Annotated in this window: 23 protein-coding genes; 15 read left to right on the top strand and 8 right to left on the bottom strand. The window is 64.0% G+C overall.

What is annotated here, in order from left to right:
- Positions 1-138: 138 nt before the first annotated feature.
- A complete protein-coding gene (locus AC0Z42_RS21625) occupies positions 139-1056 on the bottom strand; it encodes a LysR family transcriptional regulator (RefSeq protein ID WP_485470241.1) in 918 nt (305 codons plus the stop codon).
- Between the two features lie 124 nt (positions 1057-1180).
- Between AC0Z42_RS21625 and AC0Z42_RS21620 the strand changes: the two genes are divergently transcribed.
- Both AC0Z42_RS21620 and AC0Z42_RS21615 read left to right on the top strand, forming a co-directional pair.
- Positions 1181-1786, top strand: coding sequence for an FMN-dependent NADH-azoreductase (locus tag AC0Z42_RS21620; RefSeq protein WP_485470240.1), 606 nt, complete (start codon positions 1181-1183; stop codon positions 1784-1786).
- Positions 1787-2028: 242 nt separating this feature from the next.
- Positions 2029-2283, top strand: a complete 255-nt coding sequence (locus AC0Z42_RS21615) for a hypothetical protein (RefSeq protein ID WP_485470239.1) — start codon at positions 2029-2031, stop codon at positions 2281-2283.
- On the opposite strand, the gene AC0Z42_RS21610 is transcribed toward AC0Z42_RS21615, so the two are convergent.
- A complete protein-coding gene (locus AC0Z42_RS21610) occupies positions 2284-2520 on the bottom strand; it encodes a TIGR02450 family Trp-rich protein (RefSeq protein WP_485470238.1) in 237 nt (78 codons plus the stop codon). It abuts the gene before it with no gap.
- 72 nt (positions 2521-2592) lie between these two features.
- Here AC0Z42_RS21610 and AC0Z42_RS21605 point away from each other — a divergent pair, with 72 nt between their 5' ends.
- Positions 2593-3456, top strand: a complete 864-nt coding sequence (locus AC0Z42_RS21605; RefSeq protein WP_485470237.1) for a cysteine hydrolase family protein — start codon at positions 2593-2595, stop codon at positions 3454-3456.
- A gap of 79 nt (positions 3457-3535) precedes the next feature.
- Positions 3536-4726 (top strand): nicotinate phosphoribosyltransferase, encoded by a 1191-nt coding sequence (gene pncB / locus AC0Z42_RS21600; RefSeq protein WP_485470236.1) that lies wholly within the window; start codon positions 3536-3538, stop codon positions 4724-4726.
- 7 nt (positions 4727-4733) lie between these two features.
- On the opposite strand, the gene AC0Z42_RS21595 is transcribed toward pncB, so the two are convergent.
- Positions 4734-5033: an antibiotic biosynthesis monooxygenase family protein gene (locus AC0Z42_RS21595; RefSeq protein ID WP_485470235.1), complete on the bottom strand. Its 300-nt coding sequence runs from the start codon at positions 5031-5033 to the stop codon at positions 4734-4736.
- 221 nt (positions 5034-5254) lie between these two features.
- Between AC0Z42_RS21595 and AC0Z42_RS21590 the strand changes: the two genes are divergently transcribed.
- From AC0Z42_RS21590 to AC0Z42_RS21575, 4 genes are all read left to right on the top strand, one after another.
- Positions 5255-5836, top strand: a complete 582-nt coding sequence (locus AC0Z42_RS21590) for a DJ-1/PfpI family protein (protein ID WP_485470234.1) — start codon at positions 5255-5257, stop codon at positions 5834-5836.
- 57 nt (positions 5837-5893) lie between these two features.
- The gene (locus AC0Z42_RS21585; protein WP_485470233.1) at positions 5894-7126 is read left to right on the top strand and encodes a GAF domain-containing sensor histidine kinase; all 1233 of its coding nucleotides are present in this window, start codon (positions 5894-5896) and stop codon (positions 7124-7126) included.
- A 26-nt stretch (positions 7127-7152) separates the two neighbouring features.
- Positions 7153-7812: a response regulator gene (locus AC0Z42_RS21580; protein ID WP_485470232.1), complete on the top strand. Its 660-nt coding sequence runs from the start codon at positions 7153-7155 to the stop codon at positions 7810-7812.
- Positions 7813-7947: 135 nt separating this feature from the next.
- Complete coding sequence (locus AC0Z42_RS21575) at positions 7948-8643, top strand: Crp/Fnr family transcriptional regulator (RefSeq protein ID WP_308922625.1); 696 nt, start codon at positions 7948-7950, stop codon at positions 8641-8643.
- Positions 8644-8721: 78 nt separating this feature from the next.
- Here AC0Z42_RS21575 and AC0Z42_RS21570 read toward each other — a convergent pair whose 3' ends face one another.
- Positions 8722-9903 carry an MFS transporter gene (locus tag AC0Z42_RS21570; RefSeq protein ID WP_485470231.1) on the bottom strand — a complete coding sequence of 394 codons (1182 nt, stop codon included), beginning with the start codon at positions 9901-9903 and terminating at the stop codon, positions 8722-8724.
- A gap of 89 nt (positions 9904-9992) precedes the next feature.
- Here AC0Z42_RS21570 and AC0Z42_RS21565 point away from each other — a divergent pair, with 89 nt between their 5' ends.
- The 4 genes from AC0Z42_RS21565 to AC0Z42_RS21550 all read left to right on the top strand — a co-directional run bounded on the left by AC0Z42_RS21565 (position 9993) and on the right by AC0Z42_RS21550 (position 13483).
- Entirely contained in the window at positions 9993-10442 is a 450-nt protein-coding gene (locus tag AC0Z42_RS21565; RefSeq protein ID WP_485470230.1) for a winged helix-turn-helix transcriptional regulator, read from the top strand.
- The gene (locus AC0Z42_RS21560; RefSeq protein ID WP_485470229.1) at positions 10439-11650 is read left to right on the top strand and encodes a D-amino acid dehydrogenase; all 1212 of its coding nucleotides are present in this window, start codon (positions 10439-10441) and stop codon (positions 11648-11650) included. Before AC0Z42_RS21565 ends, AC0Z42_RS21560 begins: the two co-directional genes overlap by 4 nt.
- Complete coding sequence (locus AC0Z42_RS21555) at positions 11651-12616, top strand: GlxA family transcriptional regulator (RefSeq protein WP_485470228.1); 966 nt, start codon at positions 11651-11653, stop codon at positions 12614-12616. It abuts the gene before it with no gap.
- Between the two features lie 135 nt (positions 12617-12751).
- Positions 12752-13483, top strand: a complete 732-nt coding sequence (locus AC0Z42_RS21550) for a M24 family metallopeptidase (RefSeq protein WP_485470227.1) — start codon at positions 12752-12754, stop codon at positions 13481-13483.
- Here the strand turns inward: AC0Z42_RS21550 and AC0Z42_RS21545 are convergent.
- The gene (locus AC0Z42_RS21545) at positions 13435-14361 is read right to left on the bottom strand and encodes an AraC family transcriptional regulator (protein ID WP_485470226.1); all 927 of its coding nucleotides are present in this window, start codon (positions 14359-14361) and stop codon (positions 13435-13437) included. The genes AC0Z42_RS21550 and AC0Z42_RS21545 overlap by 49 nt on opposite strands.
- 46 nt (positions 14362-14407) lie before the next feature.
- On the opposite strand from AC0Z42_RS21545, the gene AC0Z42_RS21540 reads away from it, so the two are divergent.
- The 3 genes from AC0Z42_RS21540 (at position 14408) to AC0Z42_RS21530 (ending at position 16455) form a co-directional block, all read left to right on the top strand.
- A complete protein-coding gene (locus AC0Z42_RS21540) occupies positions 14408-15556 on the top strand; it encodes a saccharopine dehydrogenase family protein (RefSeq protein ID WP_485470225.1) in 1149 nt (382 codons plus the stop codon).
- A 10-nt stretch (positions 15557-15566) separates the two neighbouring features.
- Positions 15567-15893, top strand: coding sequence for a nuclear transport factor 2 family protein (locus AC0Z42_RS21535; protein WP_485470224.1), 327 nt, complete (start codon positions 15567-15569; stop codon positions 15891-15893).
- A 91-nt stretch (positions 15894-15984) separates the two neighbouring features.
- Positions 15985-16455, top strand: coding sequence for a nuclear transport factor 2 family protein (locus tag AC0Z42_RS21530; protein ID WP_485470223.1), 471 nt, complete (start codon positions 15985-15987; stop codon positions 16453-16455).
- A gap of 64 nt (positions 16456-16519) precedes the next feature.
- On the opposite strand, the gene AC0Z42_RS21525 is transcribed toward AC0Z42_RS21530, so the two are convergent.
- From AC0Z42_RS21525 to AC0Z42_RS21515, 3 genes are all read right to left on the bottom strand, one after another.
- Positions 16520-17413 (bottom strand): LysR family transcriptional regulator, encoded by an 894-nt coding sequence (locus tag AC0Z42_RS21525; RefSeq protein WP_485470222.1) that lies wholly within the window; start codon positions 17411-17413, stop codon positions 16520-16522.
- 67 nt (positions 17414-17480) lie between these two features.
- On the bottom strand, positions 17481-18407 hold the full coding sequence (locus AC0Z42_RS21520) for an SDR family NAD(P)-dependent oxidoreductase (protein WP_485470221.1): 927 nt from the start codon (positions 18405-18407) through the stop codon (positions 17481-17483).
- Positions 18408-18542: 135 nt separating this feature from the next.
- Positions 18543-19625, bottom strand: a complete 1083-nt coding sequence (locus AC0Z42_RS21515; RefSeq protein WP_485470220.1) for a hypothetical protein — start codon at positions 19623-19625, stop codon at positions 18543-18545.
- Positions 19626-19631: the final 6 nt, after the last annotated feature.

The following is a 19631-nucleotide window of genomic DNA, read 5'->3' as shown; positions in this document are numbered from 1 at the left end:
TTCGCCGTAAAATGGAAGCCCAATGTGTAACCTATGTCTCCCGACAAAGTGTTACCCATGTCTGCCGACTAAACACCCTCAGGGTCCGACCCCGGGGTTTGCTTTTGGGGTGAGTATCATACCTTCGCGCTCAATTATCTAGAAACCTCTTTCCAGCAACAGCGGCAACTGCTCCGCAAACCGTTCCATCAGCCATTTGCCCGCCTGCCCCGGCGGCGTGTCGGCGCGCTGTATCAGATAGATCGGATAATCCTCGCCGCTGTCGACCGACAGATGCAGCGGCACCAGGCGGCCGCTGGCCAGGTCTTCGCGCACCATCGATTCGGGCATATTGCCCCAACCCAGGCCGGCGCGCAGCAGCGCGTGCTTGGAGCCGAGGTCGCCCAGGCGCCAGTTGCGCAGGCCCAGCACGCCGAAATCCTGGCCTGCGGTCAGGCTGCTATGGTCGCTCAGCACCAGTTGCACGTGCTCTCGCGCCACTGCGGGCAGGATGGGTCCTTCCATCTGCGCCAGCGCATGCGCCGGCGCGGCCACCGGGATCAGGCGCACATAGCCGGCCGCCAGGCGCTCGAAGGCGTCGGCGCTGGACGACATCCAGCCGCCCACGCCCAGGTGACAGCTGCCGTCCTGCACCAGTTGCGTCACCATGCCCATGCCCTCGATGCGCAGGCGCAGGGCGACGGTGGGGAACTGTGCCTGGAACGCTTCCAGGATGCGCACCAGCACGCAGGTAGGGAACATCACGTCGATCACTACCGATACTTCGGCTTCCAGCCCGCCGGCCAGCGCCTTGGCGCGCGCGCGCATGGCGTCCACCTTCAGCGCCACCGTGCGCGCGTCGGCCAGCAGGGCCTTGCCGGCGTCGGTCAGGGTTGGCTTGCGCTTGCTGCGGTCAAGCAGCACTACATTGAGCTGCTCTTCCAGGTTGGCGATGGTGTAGCTGATCACCGATTGCGTGCGGTGCAGCTGGCGCGCCGCATGGGCGAAGCCGCCCGCGTCGATCACGGCGACAAATACGCGCAGCTGGTCCAGCGATGGTTGGCCTGGCTCTCTCATACACAATTCATATTCATAAAATCGATAATAACGATTGAAATTTACACGCTTTCATCGATAGTAGATGCGGACTAAGATAAGTGCAAGCGCAGCAGCGCATCCCAACTCGTTTAAAGGATAGATCATGGCAAACGTACTTCACATCAATAGCAGCGTGCGCAACAACGGTTCTTTGTCGCGCCAGTTGTCGGGCGAACTGGTCGCCAAACTGGCAGCGCAAGGCCACACCGTTGTCACGCGCGACCTGGCTGCCCAGCCAGTGCCGCACCTGACCGAAGCCATGATGGGCGCCTTCTTCACGCCAGCTGACCAGCGCAGCGAACAAGCGGTCACCGACATCCGGATTTCCGATACCCTGGTCGATGAACTGCTGGCCGCCGACGTGCTGGTGCTGGCCGCGCCGATGTACAATTTTTCCGTGCCATCGACCGTGAAAGCGTGGATCGACCACGTGGCGCGCGCCGGCCGCACCTTCCAGTACACGGCTACCGGCCCGGTCGGCCTGGCCACCGGCAAGAAAGCGTATATCGTCACCGCCAGCGGCGGCGTGTACAGCGAAGGCCCTGGCGCCGGCTATGACTTCCTGAGCACCTATCTGCGCGCGGCGCTGGGCTTTATCGGCATTACCGACATCACCTTCGTGCAAGCCGAAGGCGTGGCGCTGGGCGAAGAAGCGATTGCCGCGACGTTGGCCAAAGGCCGCGCCACCATCGAAGCGCTGGTTGCCTGATTTCGCCGTTCCCTTGTATCCCCTTGCGGCGCCGTGCTCACGGCGCCGTTTTTCATTGTGCCGCCGGTTCTGGCGGCTGTTTTTCATTTCACGCCACGAGATCAAGTAAATACACATTCGTGCCGTGCAGCCCCTTTGCTGCGCCGCAAAAGTGATATATTTTATGTACCCTTGATTTTCCGTAAACTTCCTGCGTGAGCGCGACCGGAATTAATCCATCTTTCTTTCATGGAGCAGACCTCGTGCCGATCAAATATGTTGGTTGTTATGAAATTGATTACACCGCCGAACGCTTGCCCGGTTGCGGTACCTGGGGCGCGTATGTCGCCATCTTCACGCCGTCGCCCAATCCCATGCACCGCTACAATGTGACGAGCAAGCAGCGCGTCAGGGCCGACCACCTGTTTGCCACCGAAGCCGAAGCGCAGGAGCAGGCGGCGGACGCGGCGCAGGCGCTGGTCGAATCGCGCCAGCGCAAGTTCGTCACCGGCGCCTGATCAAATCCAGCCCTGGCGCCAGACGCTGGCGTCCTGCAGCGCGCGCCATGGCAGCGTTTGCACGCGCTGCGAGTGCACCGCCTGCAGTTCCACCTCGGTCACCGGTGCGCCCGGCAACTCCGGTTCAATCACCTTGATGACGATAAAATGCTTTTCCTTGTTGACGGGCAGGGCGGCCGTCCATTTGCTGTGCAGCAGCTTGTTGGCGCTCAGGGGATTGCGGGCGGGAAGGTTCATCGGCGGGCGTGAGTTGGCGTGGTGGCGAAGTTCCTATTATCATCGACATTCCCGCCACGCACGAGGATCGCCATGAAACGCCAGCTGCACCTGCTTGTGATCGACCCGCAAAACGATTTTTGCGACTTGCCCGCCGAGTCGCTACCCGGCGGCTACGCACCCAGCCTGCCCGTCACCGGCGCGCACCAGGACATGCTGCGCGTGGCTGGCCTGATCCGCGACGGCGGCGCCGGCCTTGCGCAGATCAGCGTCACGCTCGACGCCCATCACCGCTACGATATCGCCCACCCCACCTTCTGGCGCACCGGCGATGGCGGCCCTGTTGCGCCATTCACCCAGATCAGCGCGCAGCAGCTGCGCGATGGTGCCTTTGTGCCGGCCGCCGCTGGCGCCTTGCCGCGCGCGCAGGCCTACCTCGATGCACTGGAAAGCGCCGGGCGCTACCAGTTGATGGTGTGGCCGGTGCACTGCGAGATCGGCTCCTGGGGCCAGAATATCCATGCCGCCGTGCGCGCCGCCTATAACGGCTGGGAAGTGCAGCAGCTGCAAGTGGTGGCGAAGCTGTCGAAAGGCTCGAATCCCTGGACCGAGCATTACTCGGCGGTGATGGCTGAAGTGCCTGACCCGCAGGACCCGGCCACCCAGCTCAATACCAACTTTCTCGACACGCTGGTGTCGGCAGAGCAGATTTATATCTGCGGCGAGGCCGGTAGCCACTGCGTGAAAGCCAGTACCGAGCATATCGCCGACTATCTGGAAGCGCAGCAGGGCAAGGCGGCACTGGCCAAGCTGGTGCTGCTGACCGACTGCATGAGCCCGGTTCCCGGCTTCGAAGCCCAGCAGCGCGAGTTTCTTGCCGCCATGCTGGCGCGCGGCGCGCGGCTGGCGACGTCAAACGATATCCTGCCGGAATGGCTGGCCAACCAGGCGGCCTGAAGAGGCTGGTACAGCGCGCACAACCGAAAGGCCGGCAAAGGCGTACTATTCTGGCTACAGTAAAGTGGAGAAACAATACATGACCCCGATAGTACGCAGCCTGCTGGAAACCGATCTGTACAAATTCACGATGTGGCAAGCCTTGCTGCACGGTCATCCGAATACCCATACCGAATACGAATTCGTCTGCAGGAATGCGCCAGCCTATCCGCTGGCCGAACTGAAAAGCGAGGTCGAAGAGCAGCTTGACCACCTGTGCTCGATGTCGTTTGCCGACGACGAGCTGGCCTATCTGCGCACCTTGCGCTTCATGAAAAGCGACTTTGTCGACTTCCTGACGGTATTCCGCTTCCAGCGCAAATTCATCGAAGTGAGCACCGATGGCGACCAGCTGGTGGTGCATGCGGCCGGTCCGCAAGTGCATGTGATGGGCTTTGAAATCTTCGTGCTGTATATCGTCAACGAGCTGTATTTCCGTCGCTTCAATCTGGACGAAGCGCTGACCGAAGGCCGTGCGCGATTGAGCGCCAAGGTGGCGGCGCTGAAGGAGTTCGGCAAGCTGCCGCGCCGCAAGCAGCCGTTCGAATTTTCCGACTTCGGCGTGCGCCGCCGTTTTTCCGGTGCCTGGCACGACGAAGTGGTGCAGCGCCTGGCGCGCGAAGTGCCCGAGTACTTCAAGGGCACCTCGAACGTCTACCTGGCCAAGCAGCTCGGTATCGTGCCGATCGGCACCATGGCCCATGAATACATGCAATCGTTCCAGTCGTTTGGCGTGCGCCTGCGCGACTTCCAGAAGGCCGCGCTGGAAGACTGGGTGCAGGAATACCGTGGCGACCTGGGCATAGCCCTGACCGACGTGGTCGGCATGGACGCCTTCCTGGCCGACTTCGACCTGTATTTTGCCAAGCTGTTCGACGGCCTGCGCCACGATTCGGGCGATCCGGTCGAGTGGGGCGAAAAAGCGCTGGCCCACTATGCGGCGCTGCGCATCGACGCCAACACCAAGCGATTGGTGTTCTCCGACGGCCTGAACCTGGAAAAAGCGTTCGCGCTGTACCAGCATTTTGCCGACCGCATCATGACCGGTTTTGGCATCGGCACCAACCTCACCAACGACGTTGGCCTGACGCCGCTCAATATCGTCATGAAGCTGGTGCGCTGCAACGGCCAGTCGGTGGCCAAGCTGTCCGACTCGCCGGGCAAGACGCTGTGCAAGGACGAGACTTTCCTCGCCTACTTGCGCCAGGTGTTTCACCACCCGGCAGCCTGAGTTTTTCCTAGAAGCCCGCCACCACTGTGTTCATGTGTTCGACCTGTGGTGGCACGGCAAAAAATTCGCCGACCAGCGCGCGCCAGGACTGGAACGCCTCGCTGCCGCGAAAATGCACGGTATGGTCTTCCAGCGTGCTCCAGCCCACCACCAGGCGATAGGCATCGGTATTTTCTATCGAGCGTTCCAGGCGCATCGACTCGCAGCCCTGCGCGCCCTTGAACAGCGGCACGGCTTTGGTGACGGCCGCTTCGAAGGCGGCGTGGCTACCGGTCTTGACCTGGATATGGGCAATTTCAAAAATCATGGCGTTTCCACTGAAAGATTGAGGGAGCTTGATGTTGCCATAACTTGCCGCCATTTGTGCGGGCAGGGCGGCGGCTGCTTGTTGTGCAGCGCAATGTAATTGTTTGATAATGTCGGGAAAAGGCAGGCAAGCGGCGTTGATCGCAGTAAGATAGCGGGTAATAGGGGCAGGCGCACGTTTGTGGTGCATGTTAACGCAACGATCTTTCATGGGAGAACCAAATGGCAGCGAAAAAAATTCTGTTTTTGACCGGCGATTTTGCAGAAGATTATGAAACGATGGTGCCTTTCCAGGCCATGCTGATGCTGGGCCACACCGTGCACGCCGTCTGCCCCGGCAAGAAAAGCGGTGAAACGATCAAGACGGCCATCCACGATTTCGAGGGCGACCAGACCTACACCGAAAAACCGGGCCACCTGTTTGCGCTCAACGCCAGCTTCGACGAGGTATCGGCGGGCGACTATGACGCGCTGATGATCGCCGGTGGCCGCGCACCCGAATACCTGCGCCTGAACGACAAGGTGCTCGCTTGCGTGCGCCACTTTGTCGAAGCCGGCAAGCCGGTGGCTGCCGTCTGCCACGGCGCGCAATTGCTGGCCGCCGCCGACGTCATTCGCGGCAAGCGCATTTCCGCTTACCCGGCCTGCGCGCCCGAGGTCAAGCTGGCCGGCGGCGAGTATGCCGACATCGCCGTGACCGAGGCGGTGACGGACGGCCAGTTCGTCACGGCGCCGGCCTGGCCTGCGCATCCGGCCTGGCTGGCGCAATTCGTCAAGCTGCTCGGTACCGAGATCCGCCTGTAATGTTGTTGCTTCCGGCGTGCCGCCACGCCGGGACTTTTTGGATGAATCGATTCTGTCATGCCTGTGCCGCGTAGCTCTTCCTCCCGCAAACAATTGCCCGCCTCGCGCTGGCGCCAGCGCCGCCAGGCGCAGCTGCCGGCTGCCCTGAGCGCCGCGCAGGAGCGGCAACTGGCAACGCTGCAGGAGATTTCTTCCCTGCTGGCGGGACAGCACGCCATCGATGCATTGTGCCGTGGCTTCCTGCGCCATGTAATGGATTTTTCCAGTGCGGTGGGCGGCACGGTGCGCATACTCGATCCGCTCAACGACACGGTGCATATCGTGGTCCATGAAGGCATCTCCGACGCCATGCTGGAAGAAGAGCACTGCATGCGCAATAACGACTGCCTGTGCGGCGCGGCGGTGGCGCAGGGGGTGATCCAGATCCGCGATTTCCGCAAGGCCGGGGCGGTGGAACGCTTCCGCTGCCAGGAAGAGGGCTTCAGCGCGATCGCCGTGTTTCCCATCGTGGTGCGCGAAAAGCCGATCGGCAGTTTTTCCCTGCACTTCGTGAAAACCACCGTGCTGGGAGAGCAGCAGCATGGCTGGCTTGAAACCCTGGGCCACAGCCTGGGCATCGCGATCGACAACCAGCGCCTGATCGCGCGCGAAAAGGAATTTGCCGTCGCGCGCGAACGCAGCCTGCTGGCAGAAGGCCTGCACGACAGCATCGCGCAAAGCCTCAATTTCATCAGCCTGCAAGTGCAGATGCTCGACGATTCGGTGCGTCGCGGCGAACTCGGTGAAGCGGCCGAAGTGCTGCCGCTGATGCGCATGGGCGTCGAGCAGAGCTACCAGGATGTGCGCGAACTGCTGGTCAATTTCCGCACCCGCTGGCATGGCAGCGACCTCGAAGGCAAGCTGGCCGAGGTGCTCGACAAGTTCGAACTGCAGACCGGCATCGCCGGCGCCCTGCACATGACCGGCAACGGTGCGCCGCTGGCGCCCGAACAGCAGCTGCAAGTGCTGTTCATCGTGCAGGAAGCGCTGTCGAATATCCGCAAGCATGCGCAGGCCAGCGCGGTGCAGGTCATCGTCGACAACAGCCGCGACTTTTCGCTGCAGGTGCGCGATGATGGCGAAGGCTTTGCGGCCAATTTGCGCGACAAAAAAACCGAAGTGCAGATCGGCCTGCGCATCATGCAGGAAAGGGCCGAGCGGCTCGGTGCGCGCTTTGCCATCGACAGCACGCCAGGCGAGGGCACAACGATCTCGCTGGCCTTGCCGGAAGCACGGCGCCAGACCGCCTAACAGATAACCAGGTAGAACTCATCATAGTGAACGCTCCAATCAACCCACCCATCACCATCCTGCTGGTCGACGACCATACCTTGCTGCGCAGCGGCGTCAAGCTGCTGTTGCAGCGCAACCCGCAATTCCAGGTGGTGGGCGAGGCGGCAAATGGTCTCGACGGCATCGCGCTGGCGGGCCAGCTGCAGCCCGACGTGGTGCTGATGGACCTGAACATGCCCGGCCTGTCGGGCGTGGAAGCGCTGCAGCAGATCCTGCTGGAATGGCCCGAGATGGTGGTGCTGATGCTGACGGTGTCCGAAAACGCAGCCGACCTGGGCGCGGCCCTGCGCGCCGGCGCGCGCGGCTACCTGCTGAAAAACATCGAGGCCGAGCAGCTGGGCCAGGCGATACTGCGCGCTGCCGCCGGCGAGTCGGTGATCGCCGACGCCATGACGGCCAAGCTGGTGTCGCAGTTCCGCAGCGGGCAAGCGTCGCCCGAAGCCGATTACGACAAGCTCACGCCGCGCGAACGCGAAGCGATGGCCTGCCTGGCGCAAGGCATGAGCAACAAGGAAATCGCGCGCCAGCTCGACGTGGCCGAAAGCACCGTCAAGATCCATGTGCAGAACATCCTGAAAAAACTCAAATTGAGCAGCCGCGTGCAGATCGCCGTGTATGCGGTGGAGCGCAACTTGGGCAAGTAAGTTCTCCAGGCAAAGCCGCAAAAATTGATCTGCATGCCGCTTTTGGCTAGTTTTATCCTACTCCCTTTGACGTATGGTCTTGACGCTGCCCTGCCATTACACTTAGTTATTCGCTAATCAAATGAAGAGAGTGTCATGCATAAGGTCAACGTCGACGGCTTGTTGTCGAGCCAAGCTCTGTTTCGCCATATTTCCCCTTCGCAGCTCGAACAATTGCGCCAGGATGTGGTGCGTGTCGAAGTAGAAAAAGGCAAGGTCCTGTTCCGCAAGGGCGAAGTGGCGGAAGGCGCTTACGTGGTCGTCTTTGGCCTCGTCAAGCTGAGCGTGTTTTCGATGGAAGGCACCGACAAGGTCCTCGAACTGATCCGCCCTGGCCAGAGCTTCGGCGAAGCCATGATCTTCCTCGACGAACCCTATCCTTTCTGCGCCGAAGCGCTCGAACACTGCCTGCTGCTGCGGATTCCGCCGCACGCGCTACTGCGCCTGCTGGACCAGTCGCCGCGCATCGCGCGCCAGATGATGAACAGCCTGTCGCACCACCTGATGGGTTTCATCCGCAATGTTGAACGCTGCTCGGTGCAGAACGCCACCCAGCGCGTGGTCGAATACCTGCTGCAGGCGTCGGACCAGCAGCGCTCGAACGAAGTCAAGCTGGACCTGAAAAAAAGCCTGCTGGCCTCGTTCCTGAACCTGGCGCCGGCTACCCTGTCGCGCGTGCTGCACCAGTTGACAGACCTGCACCTGATCAAGGTCAGCGGCTCGCTGATCCAGATCCAGCCCGATGCATTGAAAACCTACCGCCATGGTTCGACTACGGCGCTGCTGAATTGAGTTGAAGCAGGGGTCAGACCCTCAACACCGCTAACGCAAAGGTCATCGCCAACAGTGACGGGGGTCTGACCCCAGCAGTTAGTTGCTCGGCAAGCTCCACCGCCAGAATAGCAGGGCAAGCAAGCTGACCGCCGCGCCCAGCGCGCACACCCCATGCCAGCCCACCAGCGCATACACACTGGTGGCGGCGATCGCCCCCAGTCCGCTCCCTACCGCATAAAACAGCATGTAGCACGCCACCAGGCGGCTGTGCGCGTCGCTGTCGTGCTTGAAGATCAGGCTTTGGTTGGTCACGTGAATCGCCTGGCCCGCCAGGTCCAGCGCGATGATGCCCACCACCAGCGGCCACAGCGCGCTGCCGGCAAACGCCAACGGCAGCCACGAGGCGAGCAAAAGCAGCAGCGCCGCCCCCGTCGTCGCTTGCGCGCGGCCCCGGTCGGCCATGGCTCCCGCGCGCGCCGCGCCCAGCGCCCCGGCCACGCCGACCAGCCCGAAGGCGCCGATGGCCGCATGGCTGTAGCCTTGCGCGCGCAAGGGAAACACCAGCGCGCTCCAGAAAATGCTGAAGGCGGCAAACAGCAGCAGCGCCAGCACGCCGCGTACCTGCAGCACGCGATGGGTTTTCAGCAGATCAAACATCGACGCCAGCAGTGCGCCGTAAGGCAGTTTGCGCGCCGGCACCACCGGTGGCGGCAGCATGCGCCACAGCAGCAACAGCAGGGCCAGCGACAGGCCCGCCGATAGCAAATACACGGCGCGCCAGCCGGCCAGATCCGTCACCACGCCCGACAAGGTGCGCGCCAGCAGCAGGCCGATCACCACGCCGCCCTGGGCCGTGCCGACCACGCGGCCCCGTTCATGGCCGGGCGCCACGCTGGCCGCATAGGCGATCAGCCCCTGCGTCATGGCCGTGCCCAACAAGCCCACCAGCAGCATGCCGGCCAGCAGGGCGGCGGTCGAGGTGGCGCAGGCCAGCGCCGCCAGGCTGGCGCCCAGCAGCCCCAGTTGCAGCAGGGTCAGGCGGCGCCGGTTCAGCATGTCGCCCAGCGGCACCACCAGCAGCAGCGCCAGCGCGCAGCCGGCCTGGGTGGCGGTGACCACCATGCCGCTGCGCGCGGCTGTCATGCCGAATTCCAGCGCCAGCGTGTCGAGCAGGGGCTGGGCGTAATACACATTGGCCACCGACAGAGCGGCGGCACAGGCAAACAGCCAGACCAGCGGCCTGGAAACGGTGGCAACGGGGGAGTTGGTATCGCGCATAGGTATCCTAAAGTGGTTTCAAATTAAAACCAGTTGGAGTTTATGCCGGCAAGTTTTAAAATGCAACCACTGATTCCTGGAGACCTCTGATGGCCAAGCGCAAGAGTTTGCGGTCCGATCCCTGCCCGGTGGCGCGCGCGCTCGACGTGGTTGGCGAGCGCTGGGCGCTGCTGATCGTGCGCGACGCCTTTGACGGCATGCGCCGCTTCGGCGAATTCCAGAAGAGCCTGGGCGTGGCGCGCAATATCCTGGCCGACCGCCTGCAAGGGCTGGTCGAAGAGGGCATTTTTACGGTGGCGCCGGCGTCTGACGGCACCGCCTACCAGGAATATGTGCTGACACCCAAGGGCCTGGCGCTGTTCCCGGTGGTGGTGGGCTTGCGCCAGTGGGGCGAGGCGCAGCTGTTCGATCCCGGCGAAGCGCATTCGACCCTGCTGGAAAAAGGCAGCGGTGCGCCGGTACACACCATGCAGGTGGTGGCCAACGATGGCCGCGTGCTGCAAGCGGGCGACACGCAGGTGCGCAAGGTGCAGTCATGACAAAAGTGGCCGTGATCGGCGCCGGCATCACGGGCGTGACCACCGCCTATGCGCTGGCGAAACGGGGCTTGGACGTGACCCTGATCGAGCGCCAGCGCTACGCCGCCATGGAAACCTCGTTTGCCAATGGCGGGCAATTGTCTGCCTCGCACGCGGAAGTGTGGAACCACAAATACACGATATTGAACGCATTGAGATGGATGGCCCGGCGTGACGCGCCGCTGCTGCTGCACCCGCGTCCCAGCTGGCACAAGCTGTCGTGGTTTGCCGAATTTTTGGCCGCCATGCCGCACTACGAACGCAATACCATCGCCACCGCGCGCATGGCGATCGCCGCGCGCGAACACCTGTTTGCGTGGGCGGCCGACGAAGCCATCGATTTCGACCACCGCCGCGCCGGCATCCTGCATGTGTACCGCGAACGCGCCGGCTTCGAGCGCGCAGCTGGCGTGTCGCTGCTGCTGGCAAAAGGCGGTCTGCTGCGGCGCGCCGTCACGCCGGACGAAATGCGCGCCATCGAGCCGGCCCTGGCCGGAGAATTCTTTGGCGGCTACTACACCGACAGCGATTCCACCGGCGACATCCACAAATTCACGACCGGCCTGGCCGAGGCTTGCCTGCGCCGTGGCGTGGCCTGCCGGTACGGCCAGTCGATCACCTCGCTGCAGCGTGAAAATGGCCGCGTGCGCGTCACCACCGATGCTGCCAGCAGCGTGTTCGATGCCGCCGTGATCTGCGCCGGCACGGCCAGCCGCGCCATGGCCGCCATGCTGGGCGACCATGTCAACGTGTACCCGGTCAAAGGCTATTCGATCACCGTGCACCTGGACGACGCGGCCAGCCGCGCGGCGGCGCCCAGCGTCAGCCTGCTCGATGACGCCACCAAACTGGTCAGCAGCCGCCTCGGGATGGACCGTCTGCGCGTGGCCGGCACGGCCGAATTCAATGGCGAGAACCGCGATATCCGCGCCGATCGCGTGGCGCCGCTGCTGCACTGGGTCGAGCGGCATTTCCCGCAGGTCAATACGCGGAGGGTGGTGCCGTGGGCCGGCTTGCGGCCGATGCTGCCGAACATGCTGCCCAAAGTTGGGCCAGGCAGGGCTGGCGGCGTGTTCTACAACACCGGCCACGGACACCTGGGTTGGACCCTGGCGGCCGCCACGGCCGAAATGGTCGGCGATGCCGTCATGGCGCAGGCGCGTTCATAAATGCCGACCGTCGCCATCCTGATCTTCCCCGGCGTGCAGGCGCTCGACGTGAGCGGACCGATGGACGTGTTTGCCGAAGCGAACAGTTTTCTGCCACCCGCGCAGCATTACAGCATCGAGGTGCTGGGCACGCACGAAGGCCTGATGCGCTGCTCGAACGGCCTGCCGCTGGCCGCGCATCGTCATTACAGCGAAGCGCGGGAAGCGTTCGATCTGCTGCTGGTGGCCGGTGGCCCGGGACTGCCGGCGCAGCCGCGCGATGCGGCCCTCTGCGCCTGGCTGGCGCAGGCCGCAGGCAAGGCGCGGCGCCACGGCTCGATCTGCAATGGCGCTTTTTTGCTCGGCCATGCCGGCCTGCTCGATGGCAAAAAAGTCGCCACCCACTGGAACGATGCGGCCGCACTGGCGGCGCTGTTCCCGCTGGCGCAGGTCGATGCGGACAGCCTGTATCTGCACGATGGCACGCTGGTCAGCTCGGCCGGCGTGACGGCAGGCATCGACCTGTCGCTATCCCTGCTGGCCATCGATGGCGGCGCTGCGCTGGCGCTGCAAGTGGCGCGCCGGCTGGTGGTCTACGCCCAGCGCCAGGGTGGCCAGTCGCAATTCAGCCCGTATCTGACGCCGATGCCGGACGCCGCTTCGCCGGTAGCGCAGGCGCGGCAATATGTGCTCGATCATCTGGCGGGCAACCTCGGTGTGGAAACCCTGGCGCGGGTGGTTTCCATGAGCGCGCGCAATTTTGCCCGTGTGTTCGTGCGCGAACTGGGCGTCACGCCCGCCCACTTTATCGAAAGCGCCAGGCTGGACGCGGCGCGCGCGCTGCTGGAGGCCAGCGATGAACCGTTGAAGACCATCGCCTGGCGCTGCGGCCTGGGCAACGCCGACCAGCTGCGCACGGTGTTCCGGCGCCGCCTCGGTGTCTCTGCCACGCAGTACCGTCTGAATTTTTCCAGTCGCAGCGCCTGACGCGGCGCGATGGCAGCAATGCGCGTGACGCTGTCCGGAAAGCGCGCCAGCCAGCGCCCCATGGAAAAGGCCGGCAAACCTATACTTTCCTTGCAGGCGCGCCATCGTGGCCGCGCCCCCTGACAAGGATCAATCATGGAAGAAATCGCCCTGGCCGCCGAACGAGTCGGCCCCGCTTTTACCGAAGACGGCATGCTGCTGGCGCGCCGCAAGACACGCGAGGCGATTGCCGCCATCGCCGCGCGCGTGCGGCCCGGCATGGTCGAGGAAGACGCCGTCATCATGGCCAGGCAGGTATTGGCCGACATGGGCCTGGCGCTGAGCTGGCACCCGACGCGCGTGCGCTTCGGCTCGAACACCACCAGGGCCATGAAGCGCGCCTCCGAGCCCGGCGTGGTGCTCAAGGAAAACGACATCTTCTTTATCGATATCGCGCCGCGCGTGGACGCCTGGGAGGGCGATGGCGGCGCCACCTTTACGGTGGGGCAGGGCGCGGCGCAGCTTGATTATGCCCGCTGCGCGCGCGACGCCGAAGCGCTGTTCCACGCGGTGCGGGAAGTGTGGCAGCGCGAGCGCCTGACGGGCCAGGCCCTGTATGCCTGGGCGGATGAAGCGGCGCGCAAGCTGGGCTGGGAACTGAACTTCGACCTGGGCGGCCATCGCGTATCGGATTTTCCGCATGCGACCATTTACGCCGGCGCGCTGGCCGAGCTGGGCTCTTCGCCATCGAGCATGCGCTGGATACTGGAAATCCATCTGCGCCATCCGACCCTGCCGTATGGCGCCTTCTTTGAAGACATGCTGCTGGACGACAGTTTTTACGGTGAGTGCTCAGGTGGCACTCCACCGGGTGCGGCGACGCCGTGATCGGCACCACGCCGTAGCAGCTGCATGGCTTTCGCCAGGTCCCTCGACGGCGGCAGGCCGAACAGGCGCGCATATTCCCGGCTGAACTGATTCGGGCTTTCGTAGCCGACCCCGAAGGCGATCGATGTCGCACTGCCCTGGCCGGAGATCAGCAGCGAGCGCGCGTGCAACAAACGGATACGTTTTTGATACTGCAAGGGACTCAATGCCGTCACCGCCTTGAAATGGCGGTGGAATGCCGACACGCTCAATGCCGCCATCTCGGCCAGGGCCTCGACCCTGATCTGCCGGGTAAAGTTGCTACGTATCCAGCTGATGGCGACACCGATACGCGAAAGCGCCGTATCGGGCGACGCGATGTCGCGCAGCATCCAGCCCAGCGGCCCCTGCAACACGCGGAACAGTATCTCGCGCTCGTAAGCGGGAGCAAGTACGGAGATTTCGTCAGGCCGCTCGATCAGCCGCAGCATGCGGATCCACGCGTCGAGCAGCTCGCCACTGACCGGCGCCACCGAAAAGCCCGAGCCGGACAGCGTGCTGCATATCTTCACCGGCAAGTCGCGGATCAGCGCGGCGACGATGGCGGGATCGAGCGTCAGGCTGACTGCCAGATACGGTTCGCCCGTGGCGGCAGGATGCACCGACCCGACAGCCGGCAGATCGACCGACATCACGAAGTAGGTGGCCGGATCGTAGTGCAAGCTGCGCTCGCCGACCGTCATTGTCTTCGATCCCGTCAGTATCAGGTTGACCATCGGGTCATACACGGCGGCAAGCAGGTGCTCCGGGATTTCGCCCTGCACCATGGCCACGCGCGGGATGCCGGTTTCGGTACGCCGGTTCCTCGCCCCTGCGGCCAGTGCTCTCAGTTCCTGCATTTGCTGTTCCATGTTTCGACATTAGCAGGCGCTGGCGCACCATGCAATGGGAAAGCAGAAACAGGCAAGCTTCGAGGAGGAACGGGTGAGTGCGCGGTTGATGGCAGCCCTATCATCATCACTCAACACATCGGGCCAGCGATACCGGCCCAGGCGCGCGATCCGCACGGCGAGCGCCTCGAATTTACTTGCATGGGAAGGCAGCACTGACATGAAAAAATTGATGATCTATGGCGCGACCGGCTATACCGGCCGCATGGCGGCGCAGCAGGCATCGGCAGCGGGCACGCCGCTGGTCCTCGCGGGGCGCAATGAAGCGGCGCTGGCACCGCTGGCCGCAAGCCTTGGTGTGGAATACCGCGTCTTCGCGCTCGAAGACGCTGCCGTCATTGACCGTGCGCTGCGCGGCGTCGGTGTCCTGCTCAACTGCGCGGGACCGTTCGCCATGACCGCCGATATCCTGATGCGGGCCGGCATGCGCAATGGCGTGCATTATCTCGACGTCGCTGCGGAACTTGACGGCTATCGCCTGGCCGAAACGCTCGATGCCGAGGCCAGGGCCGCCGGCGTGATGCTGCTGCCGGGCAGCGGTGGCAGCGTCGCGATGCTCGGTTGCCTCGCCGGACAAACCGTGTCGAGAATCAGCAACCCAGCCAGCATCCGGGTCGCCATGCATGTCTCGGGTGGCCTGTCGCGCGGCTCGGCCGTCAGCGCCATGGCCAGCGTCACTGCCGAAACCCTGGCGCGCGCCGGCGGAAAACTCGTGGCCAGCACCCCCGGCGCGATCCGCAAGCTCGACTTCGGCCAGGGCCCCGTCGACTGCTTCCAGGTGACGCTGCCCGATCTCGTGACGATCTGGCGCGCGACCGGCGTGCCCGATATCGAAGCCTTTGTCCATGTGACCGGCGAAGGATTTCCGCAAGGTGAACTCGCGGCGCTGCCAGACGGCCCCAGCGAGCAGGAACGGCTTGCCAACCGGTATCAGGCGGTGGCCGAGGTCACCGGTGCCGACGGTGCCGTGCTGCGGTCGGTACTCGATACGGTCAATGGCTACACGTTCACGGCGAGCGCCGCCGCCGAGGCCGGACGGCGCGTGCTGGCCGGCGAAGCTCGCGCGGGCTTCCAGACGCCTGCAATGCTGTTCGGCAACGGCTTTGCCGGCACCATCGCCGACACCACCATTGTCGATCTTTGAGGAGTAGCGCATGGAAAAGCTGCTTGATACCTTCATACAGGGCGCCAACGCCTTCGACGTCGAGCGCGTGCTTGCGCTGTTTGAAGCCGATGCCGTTATCGACGACGTTTCGGTGGGCGACGCCTTCACCGGCACCGATAGGATACGCGTTTATCTGGAGCGGTTTTTCGTGGGCTATAAAACCATTACCCGCTTGCTGTCGCTGGCGCCGCTTGATGATTTCTCCGCCATCGCCCACGTCGATTTCACCGGCGACTTCGGCCACGAGACCGGTACTCTCAGGATCCGGATCAGCACTGCCGGCCTGATCGAACGCATCGATGCGGATCTCGACTGACGCCACGCAACACACTCAATTGCGCCTGCAAGGGCGCCAACACCGGGAATGGCTGCACTTCGCAAGCCTTCGCAACACCAGGGAAAACCGCATGACCATCTCACCCACTCTCGCCAGCGACGCCGCCGACAAGCTTGCCGTCGTCGACGCCCTCCATCGTTTTGCCGCCGGCATCGACCTGCGCGACAACAGCCTGCTGTCATCCTCTCTCTCGGAAAACGCCGTACTGGACTTTCGCCTGGCTGCCGCCAAAGCCGGCTTCGAGTATCCGGTCATCGAGGGCCGGGAGGTGATCGTTGCCGCCCTCACGGGCTCTCTCGCGACGCTCGATACGACCCACTGCGTGACGAATCCGCGCGTGACCGTCGACGGTGACACGGCGCACCTGCAGGCACTGGTGGAAGCCCAGCACGTGCCGCGCAACGATCCCACTCGCCATTATCTGATGAAGAACCGCTACGAGATCGAACTGGCAAGGCAGGGTGAAGGCTGGGTCATCAAGCACAACACGATCGACAACGTCTGGCGCTCAGGCGACCCTGCGGTTCTTGCCGTCGTATAGCGCCAGGTTTGCTTACGCAGGCGCGCTGGCCGAGCTGGATTCGTCGCCATCGAGCATGCGCTGCCTAGGCCCTGGCCGGCGTCGGATACGTCTGGCGCAGCATGGCCACCAGCGCCTGCATGGCCGCCGGCAGCTGGCGGCGGCTGGGGTAATACAGTTGCAGCGGTGGCTCCGTGAGCGACCAATCGCGCAGTACTTCGACCAGGCTGCCGTCGGCAAGGTCGTCGGCCACCGCTGCACTGTTGATCCAGGCAATGCCGGCGCCGGCGCGCGCGGCGGCAATCATGAGGGTGTAGTTATCGAACAGCAGCGGGCCGGCCGGGATGATCTCGACCCGCTCGTCGCCGCGCCTGAACATCCATGGATACAGCATGCCACCGGGATAGCGTGTGCAGATGCAGCAGTGCTGCTTCAGGCTTTCCGGCGTGGCCGGCGCCGCGTGCCGGGCCAGGTAGCCGGCGCTGGCCACGGCCACCCAGCGCAGCGGTGGCGTGCAGTCGATGGCGACCATGTCGCGCGGCACGTTGTCAGCGGATCGCACACCCGCATCGAATCCCTGCGCGACGATGTCGACCAGTTTGCCCTCGGTGACCAGGTCGAAGCTGACGCCCGGATAGCGTGCCAGGAAAGGCAGCATGATGGGGCGCAGCAGTATATGGGCAGTGGCGGCGGCCATGTTCAGGCGCAGGGTGCCGGCCGGTATTGCGCGCTGGCTGTCGACGCTGTCGATGGCGTCGCCGATGGCCGCTACCGCCGGGGCTATCTTTTCCAGAAACTGCGCGCCCGCCTCGGTCGGTGACACGCTGCGGGTGGTGCGGTGAAACAGGCGCACGCCCAGGCTTTTTTCAAGCCTGGACACAGCATGGCTCAGTGCCGATGTCGACATGCCCAGCTCCACGGCAGCCTTGCGAAAGCTGCGGTGCTGCGACACCTTGAGCACGGCAATCAGTTCGCTCATGGCAGGCGGCGTAGTGGCTTGAGAGGGCATGGCGTGGTCGGTTTGGCAGGAGGTATCCGATACTAACTCAGGCGGTCAGCTTGAGGGTGTCATTCCACAGCCGTTCGGCCAGCACCGGGTCGAGTGCATGCGCGGCCACGCCGCGGTAGTCGGCAGGGCGCTGGTGCACGATGGGCGCTTCATTGCAATCTTCAAAGTAGCGCCCGCCGATACCGGCCAGCAGCGGCGAGGCGGCCAGCAGCACCGAGGTGGCCGCGCCCTGCGCCGTGTTCTTCTGCCGCTCTGGCGGTGTTTTCAGGCCGCCCGTATGCTTTTGCAGATTGGTGGCGATGGCGCCGGGGTTGAGCGCGTTGGCAAGGATGCCATCGGCCGCCCAGCGGCGTGTCGCCTCCACCGCCATCAGCGCGCAGGCGCTCTTCGACTGGCCGTAGGCAATCAGCGGGTCGTAGGCGAGAAAGCGGAAATGCATGTCGCCGAACAGCACCGGTGCGATCAGGTTGCCGCTGGAGCTGACGCAAACGATGCGCGCGCCTTTGTGGCGGCCCGCCTCGGCCAGGGCGCCATGCAGGCCGTTTGCGAGCGAAAAGTGGCCGATATAGTTGGTCGCCAGTTGCATCTCCCAGCCTTCCGCCGTCAGGCTCAGTTCCGGAATCGCCATCACGCCGCCGTTGTTGACCAACATGTGCAGCGGCCCTTCCCATGACGCCGCAAAGTCCCTGATCGAGCCCTGGTCGGCCAGGTCCAGCCGCGCCGCGCGCACGCGCTGGTGAGCGCCGGCCAGGTTCAGGCCAGCTGCGACCTGGTGGCCGGCCGCCAGATTGCGCACCGCGAGCGTGACCTCGGCGCCGGCTGCGGCCAGCACGCGGGCCGTGTCGATGCCGATGCCCGAGGCGCCTCCCGTGACAATGGCGCGCTGACCGTGAAGGTCGACGCCTTGCAGCACGTCGTCTGCGGTGGATGAAAAACCAAAGGGTGTGGTGATCAGTGCTGGCATGGCGGTGTCCTTGTGGTGGCGGCATCCCATCGACGCCGCACGAGTACAGCATAGTCCACCAGGTCTGTTGCAACTAGAGCGTCAATGAGGGATGCTCTGTTGCATGATTCAGGACAATCTCCGGATAGTCGACGCTCAGTGCGCAGGCAGCAGGTCGCCGAGCGCGGCGCGGCCCTGCGGCGTCAGGAACGGCGCGACCTTGTTATACGGCAGCAGGAATTCCTGCTCGCAGCCGCTGCCGCGTGCATCCTCCCAGAAGGACACGCCTTCGCGCTTGAGTGACAGGTGGTAGCGGCCCTTGCCCGGGTAGTCGCCTTTGCACTCGGGGTCTGTCGAGGCATCCTTGAACAGGGCCTGGCGCAAACGTGGTGGCAGCTCGCTCTTGTCGTCGGCGGCGCCGTCGCCCTTGCTGGCGCGCGTGCCGAACCAGGTCCAGACATCGACTTCCTGTCCTGTTTTCAGGTCCCAGGTGCGGTAGTTCATCGAGATGCCGCTGGCGCCGTAGCCGGCCGCCCAGCGATAAAATTTAACCGTGACCCAGCGCGATGACCAGTAGGTCGGTTCGGCGTCAACTTCCGCTTCTGCCGCCCAGCCGTTCTGGCCCAGGTGCTGGCGGCGCGTCTCGAAGTAGTCGGCCAGCGCGGCCTTGTCCTTGGGGAGTACCTCGCGCAATCGCGCGTTGATTTTTGCCACCCCTTCGCCGCTGGCGATCAGCTCCACGGTGATGGCATCGGCCACGCCGAGATTGCGGTACTGGTGGCCTTCGAAGGTTTTCGGCTTTGAAGTTTTCAGGGCCGGCACATTTTCCAGCGCCGCGTTGTAGGCATCGCTGGCGCAGGTGGGGTGATCCAGGTCGCCGGCCGCCGCCAGCAGCTTCAAGGCGACCGGCAGTGACTTGCCGGTTTTCGGATGCGTCCAGCTGCCCGTGATACTACCGCCCTGCGGCGGGTTCAGGCTCCAGTTGCCCGTAACCTGATTGGCCGCATCGGTTTCCTTCCAGGCTGTCTTGCCCTGGGCCTTGGACAGCATGATGGGTGCCTTGTAACGGGTGTAGTAATAGCTGCCACTGCTGTCCGAACCACTGCCCGGCTGGTTGAAACAGGCCACGATATCGGCGCCGCCGAGCGTGCCCTGCCAGACGCCTTGCAAGGAGGCGTCGGCCGCCATGGCAAGCGGCATGGCGGACAGGGACAACAAAAATAAAGCAAGGCGGCGCATCGATTT

This window comes from Janthinobacterium sp. 1L-D-8-B-C4 (assembly GCF_057291295.1).
This window is presented reverse-complemented; position numbering and strand designations above follow the sequence as displayed.